This window comes from Faecalibacterium sp. Marseille-Q4164, from assembly GCF_017377545.1.
Classification (GTDB): domain Bacteria; phylum Bacillota; class Clostridia; order Oscillospirales; family Ruminococcaceae; genus Faecalibacterium; species Faecalibacterium duncaniae.
Genome location: NZ_JAFREJ010000001.1, coordinates 264125 through 280755, shown reverse-complemented (window position 1 = coordinate 280755; position 16631 = coordinate 264125). Strand labels below are relative to the sequence as shown.

General features: G+C 61.3%; 19 protein-coding genes. 6 read left to right on the top strand and 13 right to left on the bottom strand.

Going from position 1 to position 16631, the window contains the following annotated elements:
* Window positions 1–7: 7 nt before the first annotated feature.
* From J3352_RS01320 to J3352_RS01285, 8 genes are all read right to left on the bottom strand, one after another.
* The gene (locus J3352_RS01320) at window positions 8–388 is read right to left on the bottom strand and encodes a biotin/lipoyl-containing protein (RefSeq protein WP_005932671.1); all 381 of its coding nucleotides are present in this window, start codon (window positions 386–388) and stop codon (window positions 8–10) included.
* 64 nt (window positions 389–452) lie between these two features.
* Window positions 453–1772, bottom strand: a complete 1320-nt coding sequence (locus J3352_RS01315) for a carboxyl transferase domain-containing protein (protein ID WP_097770776.1) — start codon at window positions 1770–1772, stop codon at window positions 453–455.
* Between the two features lie 174 nt (window positions 1773–1946).
* A complete protein-coding gene (locus tag J3352_RS01310; RefSeq protein WP_156066125.1) occupies window positions 1947–2780 on the bottom strand; it encodes a pseudouridine synthase in 834 nt (277 codons plus the stop codon).
* A 220-nt stretch (window positions 2781–3000) separates the two neighbouring features.
* Window positions 3001–3399: a GerW family sporulation protein gene (gene ytfJ, locus J3352_RS01305; RefSeq protein ID WP_005932665.1), complete on the bottom strand. Its 399-nt coding sequence runs from the start codon at window positions 3397–3399 to the stop codon at window positions 3001–3003.
* 115 nt (window positions 3400–3514) lie between these two features.
* On the bottom strand, window positions 3515–4180 hold the full coding sequence (locus tag J3352_RS01300; RefSeq protein WP_197036495.1) for a DUF2953 domain-containing protein: 666 nt from the start codon (window positions 4178–4180) through the stop codon (window positions 3515–3517).
* Window positions 4177–4707 carry an SMC-Scp complex subunit ScpB gene (scpB, locus tag J3352_RS01295; protein ID WP_005932660.1) on the bottom strand — a complete coding sequence of 177 codons (531 nt, stop codon included), beginning with the start codon at window positions 4705–4707 and terminating at the stop codon, window positions 4177–4179. The genes J3352_RS01300 and scpB overlap by 4 nt, the downstream gene beginning before the upstream one ends.
* Entirely contained in the window at window positions 4704–5429 is a 726-nt protein-coding gene (locus tag J3352_RS01290; protein ID WP_156066127.1) for a ScpA family protein, read from the bottom strand. The genes scpB and J3352_RS01290 overlap by 4 nt, the downstream gene beginning before the upstream one ends.
* Window positions 5430–6104, bottom strand: a complete 675-nt coding sequence (locus J3352_RS01285) for a site-2 protease family protein (RefSeq protein ID WP_005932654.1) — start codon at window positions 6102–6104, stop codon at window positions 5430–5432.
* A 187-nt stretch (window positions 6105–6291) separates the two neighbouring features.
* Here J3352_RS01285 and rpmB point away from each other — a divergent pair, with 187 nt between their 5' ends.
* The 6 genes from rpmB to J3352_RS01255 all read left to right on the top strand — a co-directional run bounded on the left by rpmB (window position 6292) and on the right by J3352_RS01255 (window position 11514).
* A complete protein-coding gene (gene rpmB / locus J3352_RS01280) occupies window positions 6292–6480 on the top strand; it encodes a 50S ribosomal protein L28 (protein WP_005932647.1) in 189 nt (62 codons plus the stop codon).
* Window positions 6481–6547: 67 nt separating this feature from the next.
* Window positions 6548–6724: a DUF4250 domain-containing protein gene (locus J3352_RS01275; protein ID WP_005932644.1), complete on the top strand. Its 177-nt coding sequence runs from the start codon at window positions 6548–6550 to the stop codon at window positions 6722–6724.
* 18 nt (window positions 6725–6742) lie between these two features.
* On the top strand, window positions 6743–7495 hold the full coding sequence (locus J3352_RS01270; protein WP_005932642.1) for an esterase family protein: 753 nt from the start codon (window positions 6743–6745) through the stop codon (window positions 7493–7495).
* Between the two features lie 12 nt (window positions 7496–7507).
* Window positions 7508–8344, top strand: a complete 837-nt coding sequence (locus tag J3352_RS01265; RefSeq protein ID WP_005932640.1) for a sugar phosphate isomerase/epimerase — start codon at window positions 7508–7510, stop codon at window positions 8342–8344.
* A gap of 183 nt (window positions 8345–8527) precedes the next feature.
* Window positions 8528–8908, top strand: a complete 381-nt coding sequence (locus J3352_RS01260) for a metal-sensing transcriptional repressor (protein WP_097770768.1) — start codon at window positions 8528–8530, stop codon at window positions 8906–8908.
* 35 nt (window positions 8909–8943) lie between these two features.
* Window positions 8944–11514, top strand: a complete 2571-nt coding sequence (locus J3352_RS01255) for a heavy metal translocating P-type ATPase (protein WP_156066129.1) — start codon at window positions 8944–8946, stop codon at window positions 11512–11514.
* A gap of 83 nt (window positions 11515–11597) precedes the next feature.
* Here J3352_RS01255 and J3352_RS01250 read toward each other — a convergent pair whose 3' ends face one another.
* The 5 genes from J3352_RS01250 to J3352_RS01230 all read right to left on the bottom strand — a co-directional run bounded on the left by J3352_RS01250 (window position 11598) and on the right by J3352_RS01230 (window position 16562).
* Window positions 11598–12800 (bottom strand): glycosyltransferase family 4 protein, encoded by a 1203-nt coding sequence (locus J3352_RS01250; protein ID WP_156066131.1) that lies wholly within the window; start codon window positions 12798–12800, stop codon window positions 11598–11600.
* Window positions 12801–12900: 100 nt separating this feature from the next.
* Window positions 12901–14328: an Orn/Lys/Arg decarboxylase gene (locus J3352_RS01245; protein ID WP_005932630.1), complete on the bottom strand. Its 1428-nt coding sequence runs from the start codon at window positions 14326–14328 to the stop codon at window positions 12901–12903.
* Window positions 14329–15780 (bottom strand): thioether cross-link-forming SCIFF peptide maturase, encoded by a 1452-nt coding sequence (scfB, locus tag J3352_RS01240; protein ID WP_035394028.1) that lies wholly within the window; start codon window positions 15778–15780, stop codon window positions 14329–14331.
* Between the two features lie 68 nt (window positions 15781–15848).
* Window positions 15849–15995, bottom strand: coding sequence for a six-cysteine ranthipeptide SCIFF (gene scfA / locus J3352_RS01235; protein WP_015563834.1), 147 nt, complete (start codon window positions 15993–15995; stop codon window positions 15849–15851).
* 285 nt (window positions 15996–16280) lie between these two features.
* Window positions 16281–16562, bottom strand: a complete 282-nt coding sequence (locus J3352_RS01230; protein WP_005932624.1) for a DUF2508 family protein — start codon at window positions 16560–16562, stop codon at window positions 16281–16283.
* Window positions 16563–16631: the final 69 nt, after the last annotated feature.

The following is a 16631-nucleotide window of genomic DNA, read 5'->3' as shown; positions in this document are numbered from 1 at the left end:
TCAGTTCTCAGTTCATGGAAACCAGAACGTCACCGGAGTTGACGGTGTCGCCCTTGTTGACGTTGACGGAGGCCACAGTGCCATCCTGAGGAGCAACGATCTCGTTCTCCATCTTCATGGCCTCGAGGATGACCAGCACGTCACCAGCCTTGACGGAAGCACCGGCTGCGACCTTGACATCCAGGATGTTGCCGGGCATGGGAGCCTTGACGGTGACGGCACCGGCAGCACCGGCGGGAGCAGCAGCCTTGGGAGCGGCAGCAGGAGCAGCCGGAGCCTTGGGTGCGGCGGGAGCAGCGGGAGCTGCAACAGGAGCAGCGCCTGCGGCGGTCTCCTCAACGGAAACGCTGTAAGCAACGCCATTGACGGTAATATTGTAGTACTTCATGGAAGGATCCTCCTGAACAAAATCAATGTATGGATTCGATGTACGGTTTACGTTCCGGAACCGCTTACAGAGCCATGTTGCCGTGCTTCTTGGGCAGGCGGGCGGCACGCTTGGTGCTCAGCAGCTCAAAGGCGGCAACCACGCTTGCACGGGCGTTGGCAGCGTCGCAGGTCATATCAGCGGCACCGGCGGCAACGGCGTTGGCAGCGCTGCACACCTCAGCGGTGTACTGGGCAGCCTTGGCGTTGGTGGCGGCAATGATGTTGTCGGAAGCGTCGATCTCGGCCTTGTACAGGACGGAGACGGCAGCGTTGGGCTCCAGAGCGCTGACGGTGCAGCCGTTGACGGCGATCTTCAGGTCAGCGTTGGCCAGAGCGGTGTAGACAGGGCCCACAGCCTTGCCGGACAGCAGAGCCACCTTGGCGGTGGTAGCATCGGCATAGGTGGCAGCCAGACGGGCAGCCTCACGGATGCCGCCTGCGATGTCATCGGTGGCGCTGGGTACAAAGCCGTTGGTGTTGACGATGGTCAGCACGGGCACGCTGAAAGCATCGCACAGGCGGACAAAGCGGGAAGCCTTGGCCACGCAGTTGTGGCACAGGGTCTCGCCGGTGGCCACAATACCCACAGCGTTGCCGCCGATGGTTGCGAATGCGGTGTAGACGTGCTTGCCGAAGCCTGCGTACAGCTCCACAGCGCTGTCCTTGTCGATCAGGGCAGCGGCAGCCTTCTCGGGAGCAGCACCGGCGCTCAGAACGCTGGTGGGCTGCTCGAACTCGAAGATGGCGGGGCCGGTCAGGTTGTTGGCGGGCAGCAGACCCACGATGTGGGCAGCCTTCTCGGCAGCTTCCTCAGCGTTGGCAGCCACGATGGCAGCCACACCAGCCTTGGCAGCAGCCTCGGCAGTGCCTGCGCCGGGGACCTTGTCGCCCTTGGCGGCGGAGGTGAACGGAGCGGTGAAGAACAGCTCTGCATCCTCAGCCATGACGCACACGTCAGCATTGGCAGCGCTCAGTGCGCTGGTGCCGCCGCACACGCCGGTGACGACTGCGATCTGGGGGATGACACCGGAAACCTTGGCGATGGTGGCGTTCAGCTTGGCGCTGGCGGTCAGAACGTCCAGACCCTCAGCCAGCTTAGCGCCGACAGAGTTGTAGAACGTGACCACCGGGCAGCCGGTCTGAGCAGCCATCTCCAGGACCTTGATGTTCTTCTCAACGTCCTTGACAGAGACAGCCTCGCCGTTCTGGTAAACAGCATAAGCCTGCTGACCAGCCGCATAGCCGCAGGCAGCACTCACTGCGCCGTCCGCAAACAGTGCGGTATACTCCCCGTCATCGAAAAACTTGGCGAGGATTTCTCCTTTGTTACTCTTTGAAGCCATGGTAAGACCTCCTGCTTTTCTATTTTGAGCTTTTTATTTTGAGCTTTCAAAATTAGTATCATTATACCTTATTTTGAGAGCGTTCACAAGGGCTGAAAGGCCCATTTTGCGGAAAAATTTCACAATCTTTTCCAGGATCAGACGGTTTTTGCGCCGTGAAAGCTGAAAAAACGATCACTTTCTCCGTTTTGCGGGGGCATTGCCGCTGCCCACAGGGCCCTTGGGGCGGCGGGCGGCAGCCTTGGACTGCAGCGATGCGCTGCGGGTCTGGGCGCGGCCCTTGGCGGCGGCGGCACGCAGACCGCTGACCTCTGCCTTGGTCAGTTCACGGTAGGTGCCGGGCTTGAGCATTCCCAGCTTGACCACGCCCTCGGCGTTGCGCTTCAGGCGGACGACCTCCAGACCAACGGCCTCGCACATGCGGCGGATCTCGCGGTTCTTGCCCTCTTTCAGGGTCATCTCCATCACGGTGCGGCCGGGCTCGTCGGTGACGATGTTGATGGCGCAGGGCATGGTCTTGGTGCCATCGTCCAGCACAACGCCGGAGCTCATCTTCAGGATCTGGCTCTCATCGGCCCGGGGCTGCACGGTGACGCGGTACAGCTTGGAGATGCCGCCCGACGGATGGGTGACAGCCTGCGCAAAGGCACCGTCGTTGGTCATCAGCAGCAGGCCCTCGCTGTCCTTATCCAGGCGGCCCACCGGGTACAGGCGGGCGGGGATATCACTGACCAGCTCCATAACGGTCTTGCGGCCCAGCTCATCGCTGGCGGTGGTCACATAGCCGCGGGGCTTGTACAGGGCCAGATAGTAGAGCTGCTGGTTCTTCTGGATGTAGATGCGCTCGTCATCCACATGCAGCACATCCCGGTTGGGGTCCATCTTGTCGCCCACCTTGACGGGGTGGCCGTTGACCTTGACGCGGCCCTCGGCAATGATCTGCTCGGCCGCGCGGCGGGAGCACAAGCCCTGCTCGGCCATGATCTTCTGAATACGTTCTTCTGCCATAATAAAACTCCTTGTGCGCCTCCCGGCGCTCAAAAGCGCACGCCGGAGCATGCGCTGAAAAAACTGCAAGTTGGAGGCTTGCAGTTACGGCGATGTGTTGAGGGTCGGCGGGCAGTTTCCTGAGCAAGTGTCCGCTGGGGTGGGACCCTGCTGCCGCAGGCAGTAGGGCGGGCGATGGAATGGCCCGTTTCACTTGCGAGGGAAAGCTGCCCGCTGGCCTTTACTGCTCACTTTTAGGAGCAGCAGGCTCGTCCTTTTTAATGAGTGCGCTGACCTTTTCCACCAGTTCGGGGATCATGGTCAGGGCACGGTCCACGGTGTTGTTGCCGTCAGAGAGCTGGATGGTGCGGACGCAGCCGTCCTTAACCACCAAGAATGCCACGGGCTGGATGTTGACACCCGCGCCGGAGCCGCCGCCGAACAGATCCTTGTTGGCGGCGTTCTTGCCGTCGAAATCGGTGCCGGCAGAGGCAAAGCCGAAGCTCACCTTGGACACCGGCAGGATGGTGGTGCCGTCATCGGTGGTGATGGGCTTGCCGACGATGGTGTTGGAATCCACCATCTGACGGATCTTGTCCATCGTAACGTTCATCAGGTTTTGAATGGGATGCTCAGCCATAAATTCGGCCTCCTTACTTCTATATCGGGGAGCGGAACGCCGCTCCCACGGAACCACTTCCCTGCCCTGTACAGGCCGGGACGCGGACGCACCATACAAAATTATTATACCCGAGCTAGATAAAAACGTCCAGTACCTTTTCGCGCCAGAACGCATACAGAACGCGCAGAAGCGTGAAAACGATGGCGTAGGCCCGGGCCGTGACCCGGAAGGAGACGTGATCCTTTATGGTGGGCTCGGCGCTGCCGAAATCCGGCAGGAGCCGGAGCTGCTCAAAGTCCAGATAGACGAACCGGTCCAGGAAACCCAGCGTCGGGTAGAGCCAGGCGTTCAGCCTGCCATAGCTGCGGGCAGCCTCGGCAGGGTCTTCGCCCCGGACACCGAGGACAACGTCGATCCGGGTGAAGCGCAGGGAGCCGATGATGGCCCGGGTAAGCTTTCCCGCCCCTTTTAAGATGGTGCAGACGATCTGCAGGGTCAGCTTTGCCTTCTGGCGGGGCGGGGCTTCCTTTTGGGGCTTCTGTGCGCCGGACGCTTTCTTCTTTTTTTCTTTTTTCTCAGGCTTTTCCGGCGCGGGATACCGGAACACCGGGAAGGTAATGCCCAGTGCACCGGCCTTTACCTGAAAGATGCCCTCCGCCCACTGCACATCGGCGCAGAAGGGGCAGAACATGAGCAGCAGACCCAACACCAGCACCACCAGCAGCAGGATGCCCACCCCTTTTAAGAGGAACAGCAGCACCGTGCCGATACCAGCGAGAACACTCCACAGGACGCTCATTGGGCCGCCTCACTTTCCGTGCCCCGCACCGGGGGCAGATCTTCCAGACTGGACAGGCCAAAGCACCGCAGGAACACGTCCGTGGTGCGGAAAGCCACCGGTCTGCCGGGCAGGTCGAGACGGCCCGCTTCTTCAATGAGCCCCTTTTCCAGCAGGCCCGACACGCTGGAAGAGGAATCCACGCCGCGCACCTGCTCGATGAAGGCGCGGGAGACAGGCTGGTTGTAGGCGATGACGGTCAGGGTCTCCATGGCCGCAGGGCCCAGCGGGATGGAGCGGCGGGTGTCCAGCACACGGCGGACGCACTCCGCAAATTCCGTTTTGGTGGCCAGCTGCCAATGGGTGTTCAGGTGGAGCAGGCACAGGCCGCTGTCCTCTTTCTGGCAGCGCTCGTGCAGTGCTTCCAGCGCAGATTCCACGCTGGCGGTGGGCAGCTGCAGCGCCTGGGCCAGCTTATCGGCCCCGATGGGCTCCGCGTAGGCAAAGAGCATTGCTTCCACTGCGGCACGAATTTGTTTCTGATTCATTGCTCCTCCTTTGTGCGGTCAATGCGGCCCCGGCGCATCTTCAGTTCGCCCTCCGGGCCAAGCGTCACACGGCCGCCGCGCACCAGCTCCAGCAGCGCCAGAAAGGTGGCCACGTTGGCCCCCCGGGTCTGGCGGCGGGAAAACAGCTGGTCCATCTTTTTTGCACCGCCTGCAATGAGCTGGCGCAGGATGTAGACCACCCGGCTGCTCACCGAGACCTGCGGGGCCGACACCAGCGGCTCGAACTGCTGCTGGGTGGGCATTTTGCGGACAGTGGTGCGCCCCATCAGGGCCTGCCAGCAGTCTGCCAGCACCTGCGGCGAATGGAAGAGATCATAGGTGTTGTCCCATTCCAGCCGGGCCGGGGTGCGCACGAACACGGTATATCCCTCTCCCCGCTCCCGCAGACGGGCGGCCATCCGGCGGCACTGGTCATATTCAATGAGCTGGCCGGTGAGCTCCTGCTTCATCCGCTCGCCCTCTTCACTGCGGGGCAGCAGCAAATAGCTCTTCATCTCCACCAGGTGGGCGGCCATCTCGATAAAAGCGCTGGAAATTTCAGGGTCGGTGCTCTCGGCCGATTCCACCGCGCGGGTGTACTGGTCGATAAGCTTCAGAATGGGGATGTTGTGCAGGTCCATCTTGTGCTTCTGCACCAGCGTGAGCAGCAGCTCCAGCGGGCCCTCAAAATCCTCCAGACGGAAGGTCAGTTCTTCTGCCACTCAGATCACCGTCCCGATGGTTGCATAATACGCAGAATAGGCGATCTGGTCGATGTAGCCGGTGCCGAGATCCAGCAGATCCCAGACCACATCATTGAAGGTGCCCAGCACGCCATCCAGCACACCGGCCCAGACAGCCGCCAGCAGGATGACGAAAATGACGCGCTCGTACCGCATGATCTGGAAGTAGATGCGCTGGGGCAGCACCACCAGCAGGATGCGGCTGCCGTCCAGCGGCGGGATGGGAATGAGGTTGAACACCGCAAGGCCCACATCCATCATCACTAAGTATTGGAGGAAGCGGGCCGCGAAAATCGTGATCATGGTGGTGGGGGCCCAATAATACAGGATCTTCCACGCCACCATGCCGAGGTAGGCCAGCAGCAGATTGGCCGCCGGGCCTGCCAGCGCGGTGAGGGCCATGCCCCACTTGGGGTTTTTGAAATTGCGGGGGTCGGTGGAAACAGGCTTTGCCCAGCCCACCCCGGCAAAGATCATGCAGAGGGTGCCCACGAGGTCAAAGTGGCGGAACGGGTTCAGGCTGATGCGGCCCTCCCGCTTTGCGGTGGGGTCGCCCAGCAGCCAGGCGGCCAGCGCGTGGCCCGCCTCATGGAACGGGATGGCAATCAGGGTCACCAGTGCCCGGATGAGATAATACATTCCTTGTGCGGTCATTCGTTTCTCCCTCAGTTGGATTTTATCCTATTGTACTATTTTTTCGCTTTTGGGGCAAGGGTTTGGCCCTGCAAGAAAAAAGTTGCGGAAAAATCAAATTTGCTCTTGCTTTTTCTCCGCATCTCTGGTAAAATAGTCAAGCTGATTATTTTGAATTCCATACTTCACTGTAGGAGGTGCAAGTACCATGGCTAAGTGTGAATGCTGCGGCAAGGGTGTTACCTTTGGTATCAAGGTTTCCCACTCTCATCGCCGTTCCAACCGTACCTGGAAGCCGAATGTCCGTCGTGTCAAGGCGGTCGTGGAAGGCTCTCCCAAGTATATCTACGCATGCTCTCGCTGCCTGCGCGCTGGCAAGGTTACCCGCGCTGTCTAAGTAGCTGCATCTGCCGGTCACTTTGTCGAGTGGCCGGCTTTTTTGTTATCTTCTGGAGGGATCGACGATGGCTCTGCCAAATGACCCGATCATGCTGCTGAGCATGATCAACCTGAAGCTGCGGGACTTCTACCCCACTCTGGACGCGCTGTGCGAGGATCTGGATGAGGACAAGGCCGCGCTGTGTGCCAGGCTTTCCGCTGTGGGGTACGCCTATGACCCCCAGCGCAATCAATTTGTGTGACAACAGGAGGATGCTGCCATGATCCAAGGGACGTATTATAAGGAATGGAGCCGGATGCTGGGCCGCGACATGGAGTTCAAGGTCTACGGCCATGCCGGTACGCCGGTGCTGGCTCTGCCCGCGCGGGGCGGCCGCTTTTACGACTGGGAAAACAACGGGATGCCCGATGCCATTGCCCCGCTGCTGAATGAGGGCAAGGTGCAGCTGTTCTGCGCCGACAGCATCGATGCCGAGAGTCTGCTGGCCGGGGACACAGCTCCCCGCCGCCGGGCCGAGATGCAGGAAAAGTATTTCAATTACCTGACAAGCGAGCTGGCTCCCCGCATCCTGACCCTGAACGGTGCCAAAAAGGACACCCTGCTCTGGGCGGTGGGCGTGGACACCGGTGCGTATCAGGCAGTGAACTGCCGCCTGCGCCGCCCCGAGGTGTTCGCGGGTGCCATCGGCCTTTCCGGCCTGTACGATGTGAGCCGTTTCCTGGGCAATGCAGCAGATGACCTGGTCCTGCGCAATGCCCCCCTGGCCTATCTGGCAGAGGAGGGCCTTGTGGACAAGAAGCTGCTGGCAAAGGCTGAGGAGAATTCCCTTCTCCTCTGTGCCGGTCAGGGCAGCTACGAGGGCGACGCGCTGGTGGACACCCAGGCCATGGCCGATGCACTGACCGACTGCGGCCTGCCCGTGCATCTGGAAGTGTGGGGCAGCGATGTCTCCCACGACTGGTACTGGTGGGGCAAAGAGCTGAATCTCTTTGCCGCCCGTGTGTTCGGCTGATGGAGGTGGAGGATGCCTGAATTCATTCTTGGTGCGCGCGGCCACGATTTTGGCCGCCATGACCCCGAGACCCTCTTTTCCTCCATCGGGCAGGCAGGCTTTGCCTGCACCCAGCTGGCCTTTCCCAAGGCGGTGGAGGGCGTAAAGAGCTATGACGATGTGACTCCTGCGCTGGTGGAGCGGGCAAGAGCGGCTGCGGCAGCATCCGGCGTGGGCATTGCCGTGGACGGCACCTATGTGGAGCTGAGCTATGTCGACGAGGACAAGCGCCGTGCCGAGGTGGCAAAGGTGCTGAGCCAGATCCCTGTTGCCAAGGCGCTGGGTGCAGGCTGCATGGGCAGCGAGACCACCAACATGGCCAAACAGCCCGGTGTGACCCGGAAGGAGGCACAGGAAGCGCTCCTGCGCAGTCTGGGCGAGATCCTGCCTGCCTGCGAAGAGCAGGGAGTGCTCTTTGCCGTGGAGTGCGTCTACTACCACGCCATGAATACCCCCGAGGCAGTGCGGATGGTGCTGGACACCATGGCAAGCCCCAACCTGCGCGTCATCTGCGATTTTGCCAACTATGTGGGCCCGGAGGCCGCGTCTGTGGATGCACAACGCCGCATCTGGGATAAGGTGGGCAGCTGGTATGGCGACAAGATCACGGCGGTCCATTTCAAGGGCCAGAACTTCCAGCCGGATGGAACGCTCTATTCCACCAGCCTGGAGGATTCCTGCGTGGACTACGCCGGCGGCTTTGAGATGCTGCGGCAGATGCCGCAGGCTTCCCTGCCCGTGCTGCGGGAGGAAGCTGTGCCCGCCCGCGCCGCAAGCGACCTTGCCTTTATGCGCAGATTCGCCTACTGATCGTTCCGGATGCTTCAAAGGCTCTGTTCCCCGTTTGGGGCGCAGGGCCTTTTGTTTTATCTTCTGCGTTCATAAAAAATTCACAATAATACCCCCCAGCCCTACTTGCAGAAACAGGACCGCCGTGCTATAATGCAGCTATGGTACAAGATACCCCCAAGGGGTAACGAAAGGAGAATAGACATGAGCGATGTGAACAAGATCCCGGAGGGCAGCTGCCCCCACTGCTCCCCCGCCCCGGCAGAAGCACCCTGCTGTGCCCCGGCTGAGGGAAGCACCGGCTGCGGCTGCCGCCACAAGCAGCGCACCGAGGAGGAGTACAAGCACCTCATCACCCGGCTGAACCGCATCGAGGGCCAGATCCGGGGCATCCGGAGCATGGTAGAAAAGGACGTGTACTGCACGGATATTCTGGTGCAGGCCGCTGCCGCCAGAAGCGCCCTGAACGGTTTTACCCGGGAGCTGATCGACCAGCACCTGAGCACCTGCGTGGCTGAGGACCTGAAAAACGGCGGTGAAGAGAAGCTGCAGGAGTTTTTGTGGATCCTGAACAAGCTCGTTTGATCCCATTCACGCAGCGTTTTTATCGGAGGGAAACAATGGAACAGTATACTGTTACGGGCATGAGCTGCGCGGCCTGCTCTGCCCGGGTGGAGAAGGCCGTAAAAGCTGTGCCCGGCGTGACCAGCTGCTCGGTGAGCCTGCTGACCAACTCCATGGGAGTGGAGGGCACCGCCAGCGCATCAGCCATCGTCAAGGCAGTGCAGGAGGCAGGCTACGGCGCAAGCCCCAAGGATGCTGCCGCCGAGACCCCCAGCGCCGAGCTGGATGCACTGGCTGACCACGAAACACCCAGACTGAAGAAACGGCTCATCGCATCACTGGTCTTTCTGGCGGTGCTGATGTATTTTTCGATGGGCCACATGATGTGGGGCTGGCCGCTCCCCCACTGGTTCGACGGCAACCACGTCGCCATGGGTCTGGTCCAGCTGCTGCTGGCGGGCATCGTAATGGTCATCAACCAGAAGTTCTTCATCAGCGGCTTCAAGGGCCTGCTCCACCGTGCCCCCAACATGGATACACTGGTGGCGCTGGGTTCCTCGGCCAGCTTTCTCTGGAGCACCTACGCCCTGTTCGCCATGACCCGCGCTCAGGTAGACGGCAACGACGTGCTCGTCATGCACTACATGATGGAGCTCTACTTTGAATCTGCCGCCATGATCCTGACCCTGATCACCGTGGGCAAAATGCTGGAGGCCCGCTCCAAGGGCAAGACCACCGACGCGCTCAAGAGCCTGATGAAGCTGGCCCCCCAGACCGCCACCCTGCTGCGGGAAGGGGCCGAAGTGACTGTGCCCATTGCACAGGTGAAAAAGGGCGACCTCTTTGTGGTGCGCCCCGGTGAGAACATCCCGGTGGACGGCCTTGTGCTGGAAGGTTCCAGCGCCGTGAATGAGAGCGCCCTGACCGGCGAGAGCATCCCGGTGGACAAGACTGCGGGAGACAAGGTCAGTGCCGCCACCACCAACCAGTCCGGTTTCCTGAAGTGCGAAGCCACCCGTGTGGGCGAGGATACCACGCTGGCCCAGATCATCCGGATGGTCAGCGATGCCGCCGCCACCAAGGCCCCCATTGCCAAGATCGCCGATACCGTTTCCGGCTTCTTCGTGCCCGCAGTCATCTCCATTTCGGTGCTGACCACCCTTGTCTGGCTGCTGCTGGGCCGGGAGTTCGGCTATGCGCTGGCCCGGGGCATCTCGGTGCTGGTCATCAGCTGCCCCTGTGCGCTGGGTCTGGCAACGCCTGTGGCCATCATGGTGGGCAACGGTCTGGGGGCCAGGAACGGCATCCTGTTCAAAACTGCCGCCTCGCTGGAAGCCGCAGGCCGTACCCAGATCGTGGCGCTGGACAAAACCGGCACCATCACCAGCGGCGAGCCCCGGGTCACTGACATCCTGCCCGCGGGGGGCGTTTCCGAGAGCGAGCTGCTGACGCTGGCGGCCTCGCTGGAGCAGAAGAGCGAGCACCCGCTGGCCAAGGCAGTGCTGGCCTATGCCGAGACCGAGACCATCGCCTGCCCCGATGTGACCGATTTTGCCGCCCTGCCCGGCAATGGCCTTTCCGCACGGCTGGACGGCATGGAGATCTACGGCGGCAATGCGGAGTTCATCGCCACCAAGGCATCCGTACCCGCCGAACTCCGGGCCGAAGCCGCCCGGCTGGCCGCTGAGGGCAAAACGCCCCTCTTCTTTGGCGGTGCAGGCCGCCTGATGGGCGTGATCGCTGTGGCGGACACCCTCAAGGAGGACAGCCCCCGTGCCATCCGGGAGCTGCAGAACATGGGCATCCGGGTGGTCATGCTGACCGGTGACAACCAGCGCACCGCCGATGCCATTGGCCGACAGGCGGGCGTGGACGAGGTCATTGCAGGCGTTCTGCCCGACGGCAAGGAGGCCGTGATCCGCAGGCTGCAGGAGAGCGGCAAGGTGGCCATGGTGGGCGACGGCATCAACGATGCCCCCGCCCTGACCCGCGCGGACACCGGCATCGCCATCGGTGCCGGTACCGATGTTGCCATTGACGCAGCCGATGTGGTCCTGATGAACTCCCGGCTCTCCGATGTGCCCGCCGCCATCCGGCTGAGCCGCGCCACCCTGCGCAACATCCACGAAAACCTGTTCTGGGCGTTCATCTACAACATCATCGGCATCCCGCTGGCCGCCGGTGTGTTCATCCCCTTCGGCCTGACCCTGAACCCCATGTTCGGGGCTGCGGCCATGAGCCTTTCCAGCTTCTGTGTCGTGAGCAATGCCCTGCGGCTGAACCTGTTCGACCTGCACAGCACCAAACACGACCGCAAACCCAAGTCTGCCGCCCTGCCCGCTGCCCCCGTGCAGCCTGCAGCGGCTGAAAATACTGCCGAACCCGTTTCGGCTCCCGTTGTCAAGGAGGACAATGCCATGAAAAAGACCCTGCATGTTGAAGGTATGATGTGCTGCCACTGCGAAGCCCGCGTGAAAAAGGCGCTGGAAGCCCTGCCCGCCGTGGACGAGGCCGTGGTCAGCCACGAGGCCGGTACCGCCATCGTCACCCTGAACGCCGAAGTTTCCGACGCAGACCTGAAGAAAGCTGTTGAGGATCAGGATTACAAGGTGACCGGCATCGAATAACGGATGCGCAAAAAACAGCGCCCTGTTTCCCATTGCGGGAGACAGGGCGCTGCTGCTTTTTCTGGATTTTTTGGGGATTGGGATCACACCCAGCTGAGGATGCTTTTGTGTTCAGACTCGTACTGCTTCAGCGCAATGGCCTGCTGGTAAGCATCCAGCACCTGCTGAGCGAAATGCTCTGCCGAGTAGCGGGCCGCGGTGGCCAGAGCGTTCTGGTGCAGCTGCCCGCGCAGGGCGGGGTCCGAGATGATGGTGTTCAGTGCCGATGCAAACTCGGCTTCGTCCTTCCACTGCCAGCCGTTGAAGCCGTTTTCCACCACGCCATCCAGGCAGGGGTCCGCACGGCAGAGCACAGGCAGACCACAGGCCATGCCCTCGAAGTAGGTCAGGCCCTGGGTCTCGCTCTGGGAGGCGCTGACGAAGATATCGCCCACGCGGTACCACCGGGGCACCTCATCGGGCTTGACCATGCCCACAAAGCGGACACGGTCGGTCAGCTTCAGCTCTTTTGTCAGCGCTTCCAGGTCAGGCCGGGCGGGGCCGTCGCCCACAAACACCAGCCACGGGCGGTTCTCCTCCGGCTGCGCGGCCAGCAGACGCACCAGCTGGGCGTGGTTCTTCTCGGCAGCCAGACGGCCCAGCGAGAGCAGGACGGTATCCCCTTCCGGGATGCCCAGCTCTGCCCGCATCCGGGCCTTTTTCTCGCCGTTGTCCTGCGCCGGGCCAAAGGCGGTCAGGTCAATGCCGGTGGGCACTGTGACCACCGGGCAGCTGACCCCGTAGCGGTTGAGCATGGCGCGCACCTTTTCGGTGGGGGCCAGCATGAGGGAGCAATAGCCCGAGAGGATGCGGGTGGCCTTTTCGGCGGTCATCCGGCCCAGACGCTCACTGAAGAAAAGGTACTGGGTATAATCCTCGTAGACAGTATGGTAGGTATGTACCACCGGGCAGCGGCACCGACGGGCCACCCGCTGTGCCAGCATAAAGGTAGAAAATTCGCTTTGCGTATGGATGACCTCCGGGCCCCAGGCTTCCAGCTCGTCCAGCCAGTGGGAGATGGGCAGAGCGCCCGCCGCACTGATCCGCACGCCCGGGTAGACCCGCTCCGCGCTGATGCTGCCCACATACAGGATGCCGTTTTCCTCATGGGAATAGCCATTCTGGGCAAGGGTCACCACCCGCACGTCATGGCCCAGTGCCAGCAGCTGGTGGTACAGCAGCTCCACCGAGCGCACCACACCGTTGACCATTGGGGACCATGTATCTGATGCAAGAAGAATTTTCATTGGAACACCTCAGATTACCGCATAGAATAGGGGTTATGTTCTCTGTTCTATCTTTAATACGTTTCAGAGCCGCAGAATCTTGCAGATCCGCCCTGATTTTTCAAAATTTTTCCGGTTTCACCACCGAGACCGTCTCCACGCCGTAGGCTGCGAAAAGCTCCAGCGCCGCCGGGCCGATCACCTCGCCGCTGACCACGATGGGAATGGCGGGCGGGCAGGACACAGTGGGCAGAGCGCAGACCCTGCCCAGCGCAGACCCTGCCGGGATGGTCTCCTGCGGGGCAAACACGGCCTGCCGCACGGTCAGGCGCGGCTCCGCCTGCCGGGCCAGCGCACAGAATGCTTCCCGGTGCTCGGCAGGGGGTTCTACCGGGGGGATGCCCCGTGCACAGAGTTCTGCCAGAGCCGCTTCCAGCCGGGCAAAGTCCTCCGCCGGGTTTTCCGGGGTGAACATCAGCACAAGGTAGCGGGGGTCGGCATATTCGCATTCCATCCCGCTTTGCCGCAGATGGTCGGCCAGTGCCTGCCCGGTCAGGCCCAGCGCCGCCGCGTCCAGCGTCAGCTTCATGGGTTCCCGGGCGGGACCGTCCAGTGCCAGCGGCAGGGCCGTGCCCTGTGCAGCAGCCAGCGCGTTCAGGCGGGCACGCAGAGCAGCCAGCCGGTCACAGCATTCCTGCAGGCGTGCCGGGTAATCGGTGGAAAGCAGCCGGTTGCAGGTATCGAGAGACTGCAGGATCAGATAAGACGGGCTGGTGGAGCCGAACAGCGCCAGTGCGTTGCGCACAGTGCTTTCCTCCTGCACGGGGGCCTTGGGGCCCAGATGCAGGTAGGCTCCCCCGGTGAGCACCGGCAGGGTCTTGTGGCCAGAGTCACAGCAGGCCGCCGCGCCCAGGTCAATGGGGTGGCGGCTCCCGCCGGGCAGAAAGCGCAGGTAGGCCCCGTGGGCGTTATCCACCAGCAGGGGCACGCCGTGAGCATCGCAGACGGCAGAGAGGGCCGCGATGTCCTGCATCCCTCCCAGGTAATCCGGGCTGGTCAGGTAAACGCCGAAGGGTGTTCTCCCCTGCCCGGCCAGCTCCTCAAGGGCGGCGGAAAGGGCCTGCACCGTTACCGGGCAGCTGCACAGCGCGCCGGTATCCTCCGGTGCAGTCCAGAGCCACTGGATGTCGAAGTCCAGCAGAGCCGCTGCATAGAGCAGGGCTTTGTGGGCATTGCGGGCCGCCAGAAGCACCGGACGCTTGCCGGTGCGGGGCGCACCCTGCAAAGCAAGGCAGAGCATGGCCCGGATGCACTGGGAAGAACCCTCGGTGCTGTAATAGGTGTGGATCGTGCCGAACAGCCGGGTGGCGTTGGCCTCGCTCTGCGCGATGATACCCTCGGCCTCGTAGAGCTCATCGGCACCCCGGATCTCGGTGATATCCCACGGCTCACAGCCCAGCAGGCTCTGCCCCTTATGCCCCGGCATGTGGAGCCGGGCGGTGCCGGACTGGGCGTACCGCCGCACAAAATCGACAATGGGGGTGGTCATTTATTCGCAGGCCTCGCCGTCGGCGCAGGCATTGCAGGTGGAGCCCAGCTGGATGGGCACTTCGATGCCCTGTGCAGCCAGCTCCTGATTCTGAGCCACCTGGATCATAATGGCGCACTCCATCCGCTTGCGGAACAGCTCACAGCCGTACTCGTACACGCCGGTAATGCTGCCGGTTGCGTGGTAGGAGTTGGCTGCACAGCCGCCGGAGCAGTAGAGCTTTGCCCAGCAGTCCTGGCACTCCTTGCGGGCGTAGGCGTTGCAGTGCTTGAACTCGTCCCGGACTGCCGTGTTGGTGACACCCTTCCAGATATCGCCCATCAGGTACTTGGGATCGCCCACGAACTGATGGCAGGGATACAGATCGCCCCAGGGGGTCACAGCCATGTACTCGGTGCCGGAGCCGCAGCCCGAAATGCGCTTGTAGATGCAGGGGCCGCCGGTCAGGTCGATCATGTAGTGGTAGAAGGTGAAGCCGCGGCCCTCACGGTTCCGCTTGATCATCTCCTTGGCCAGGATCTCATACTGCTCCTTCAGGATGGGCAGATCTGCCTCGGTCAGAGCGCTGGGGTCACTGGGGTCGCAGACCACGGGCTCCATGCTCAGCTCGGTAAAGCCCAGATCTGCCATGTGGAAGATATCGTTGGTGAAGTCGGTGTTGTAGTGGGTAAAGGTGCCGCGCATGTAATAGCCCTTATCACCGCGCTTCTTCACGAACTCCTGGAACTTGGGCACAATGGTATCGTAGCTGCCATGGCCGGCGTAGTCCTTGCGGAAGCGGTCGTGGACTTCCTTGCGGCCATCCAGGCTCAGGACCACGTTGTGGCACTCCTTGTTGCAGAAGTCGATGACATCATCGTCAATGAGCATGCCGTTGGTGGTCATGGTGAAGCGGAAGTTCTTATTGTGGATCTTCTCCTGCTCACGGCAGTAGGCCACCAGCTTCTTGACCATATCAAAGTTCATCAGAGGCTCGCCGCCGAAGAAGTCCACCTCGAGGTTGCGGCGGCTGCCGGAATTCTCAATGAGGAAATCCATTGCCCGCTTGCCCACCTCAAAGCTCATCAGGGCACGCTCGCCCTGATAGCGGCCCTGCGAGGCGAAGCAGTAGGAGCAGTTCAGGTTGCAGGTGTGGGCCACATGCAGGCAGAGGGCCTTGACCACGGTGTTGCGGTTCTTGAAATCGAACGCGAGATCCTCATAGGTATCGGGGCTCCACAGCTTGCCGGATTCCTTCAGGCTTGCCACATCATCGATGCACTGGCGCAGGTCGGCCTCGGTCACGTCATCACGGTCGCCGTACTTTGCCATCATGGCGGCAACGATCTCGTCGGCGGTGTGGTCGGGGTACATGGCAATGACATCATACGCCACCTCATCCACCACATGCACCGAGCCGCTGCAGGTATCCAGCACGATGTTATAGCCGTTCAATTGATACTGATGTACCATTTTATTCTCCATTCCATTGTAACATAAAAAAATGCCGCCCGGCAAAGGCGGCATCCGATTTGCAGAAATTACTTGTTGCTGTTCTCGCACTTCTGGTTAGCCACACCGCAGGAAGTCTTGCAGGCAGACTGGCAGGAAGTCTGGCACTCGCCGCAGCCACCGGTCACAACGCTCTTGGTCAGGTCACGAGTAGCGATCGTCTTAATACGTTCCATAATTAAAAACCTCTCTAGCTCCAAATAGTTGATACGCAGAACCACCTGCGCATTGTTATCTTGATATAGGATAGCACGGTTCAGGGATTCTGTCAAGATTTTTGTCGCATCTTCTGCAACGCCCTGCTATAAAACCTCTCCGTCATCATCGCTGACGCTCGATGCCACCTCCCCTAGTAGGGGAGGCCTTGGCATGGCATAAAGCTTTGTCTCTTCGCCAGAGGCTCCCCTACTAGGGGAGCTGTCGAACGAAGTGAGACTGAGAGGTTGTACAAAGACGAGGCCTTACCCCACCGGCTGATACTTTTCCAATATCGTATGCAGTCCTAATTCCCGGGCCTTGCCCAATAAGTACCGGTAGCGGGCCAGAAGGGCCTGCCGCTCATAGATATGCTGTTCGATGAGGTCGGTGTCCACCTCAAGGTCGAACATCATCTCGTTCCGGTGCAGGCAGAACAGGCACTCTTTCAGCTCCTCCTCCAGCTCCGGGTGGTAGCGCTCGTGTTCGGTGTCCCGCGGAATGCGGGGCGAAAGCAGGGTCTTTTCCTTTTGCGTGGTCTGGGTCATGGCAGTTCCTCCTCTTTGTGCGTCTTTGCTTCTTCTGATTTCCAGTATATGCAAAGAACATGAGAAGGA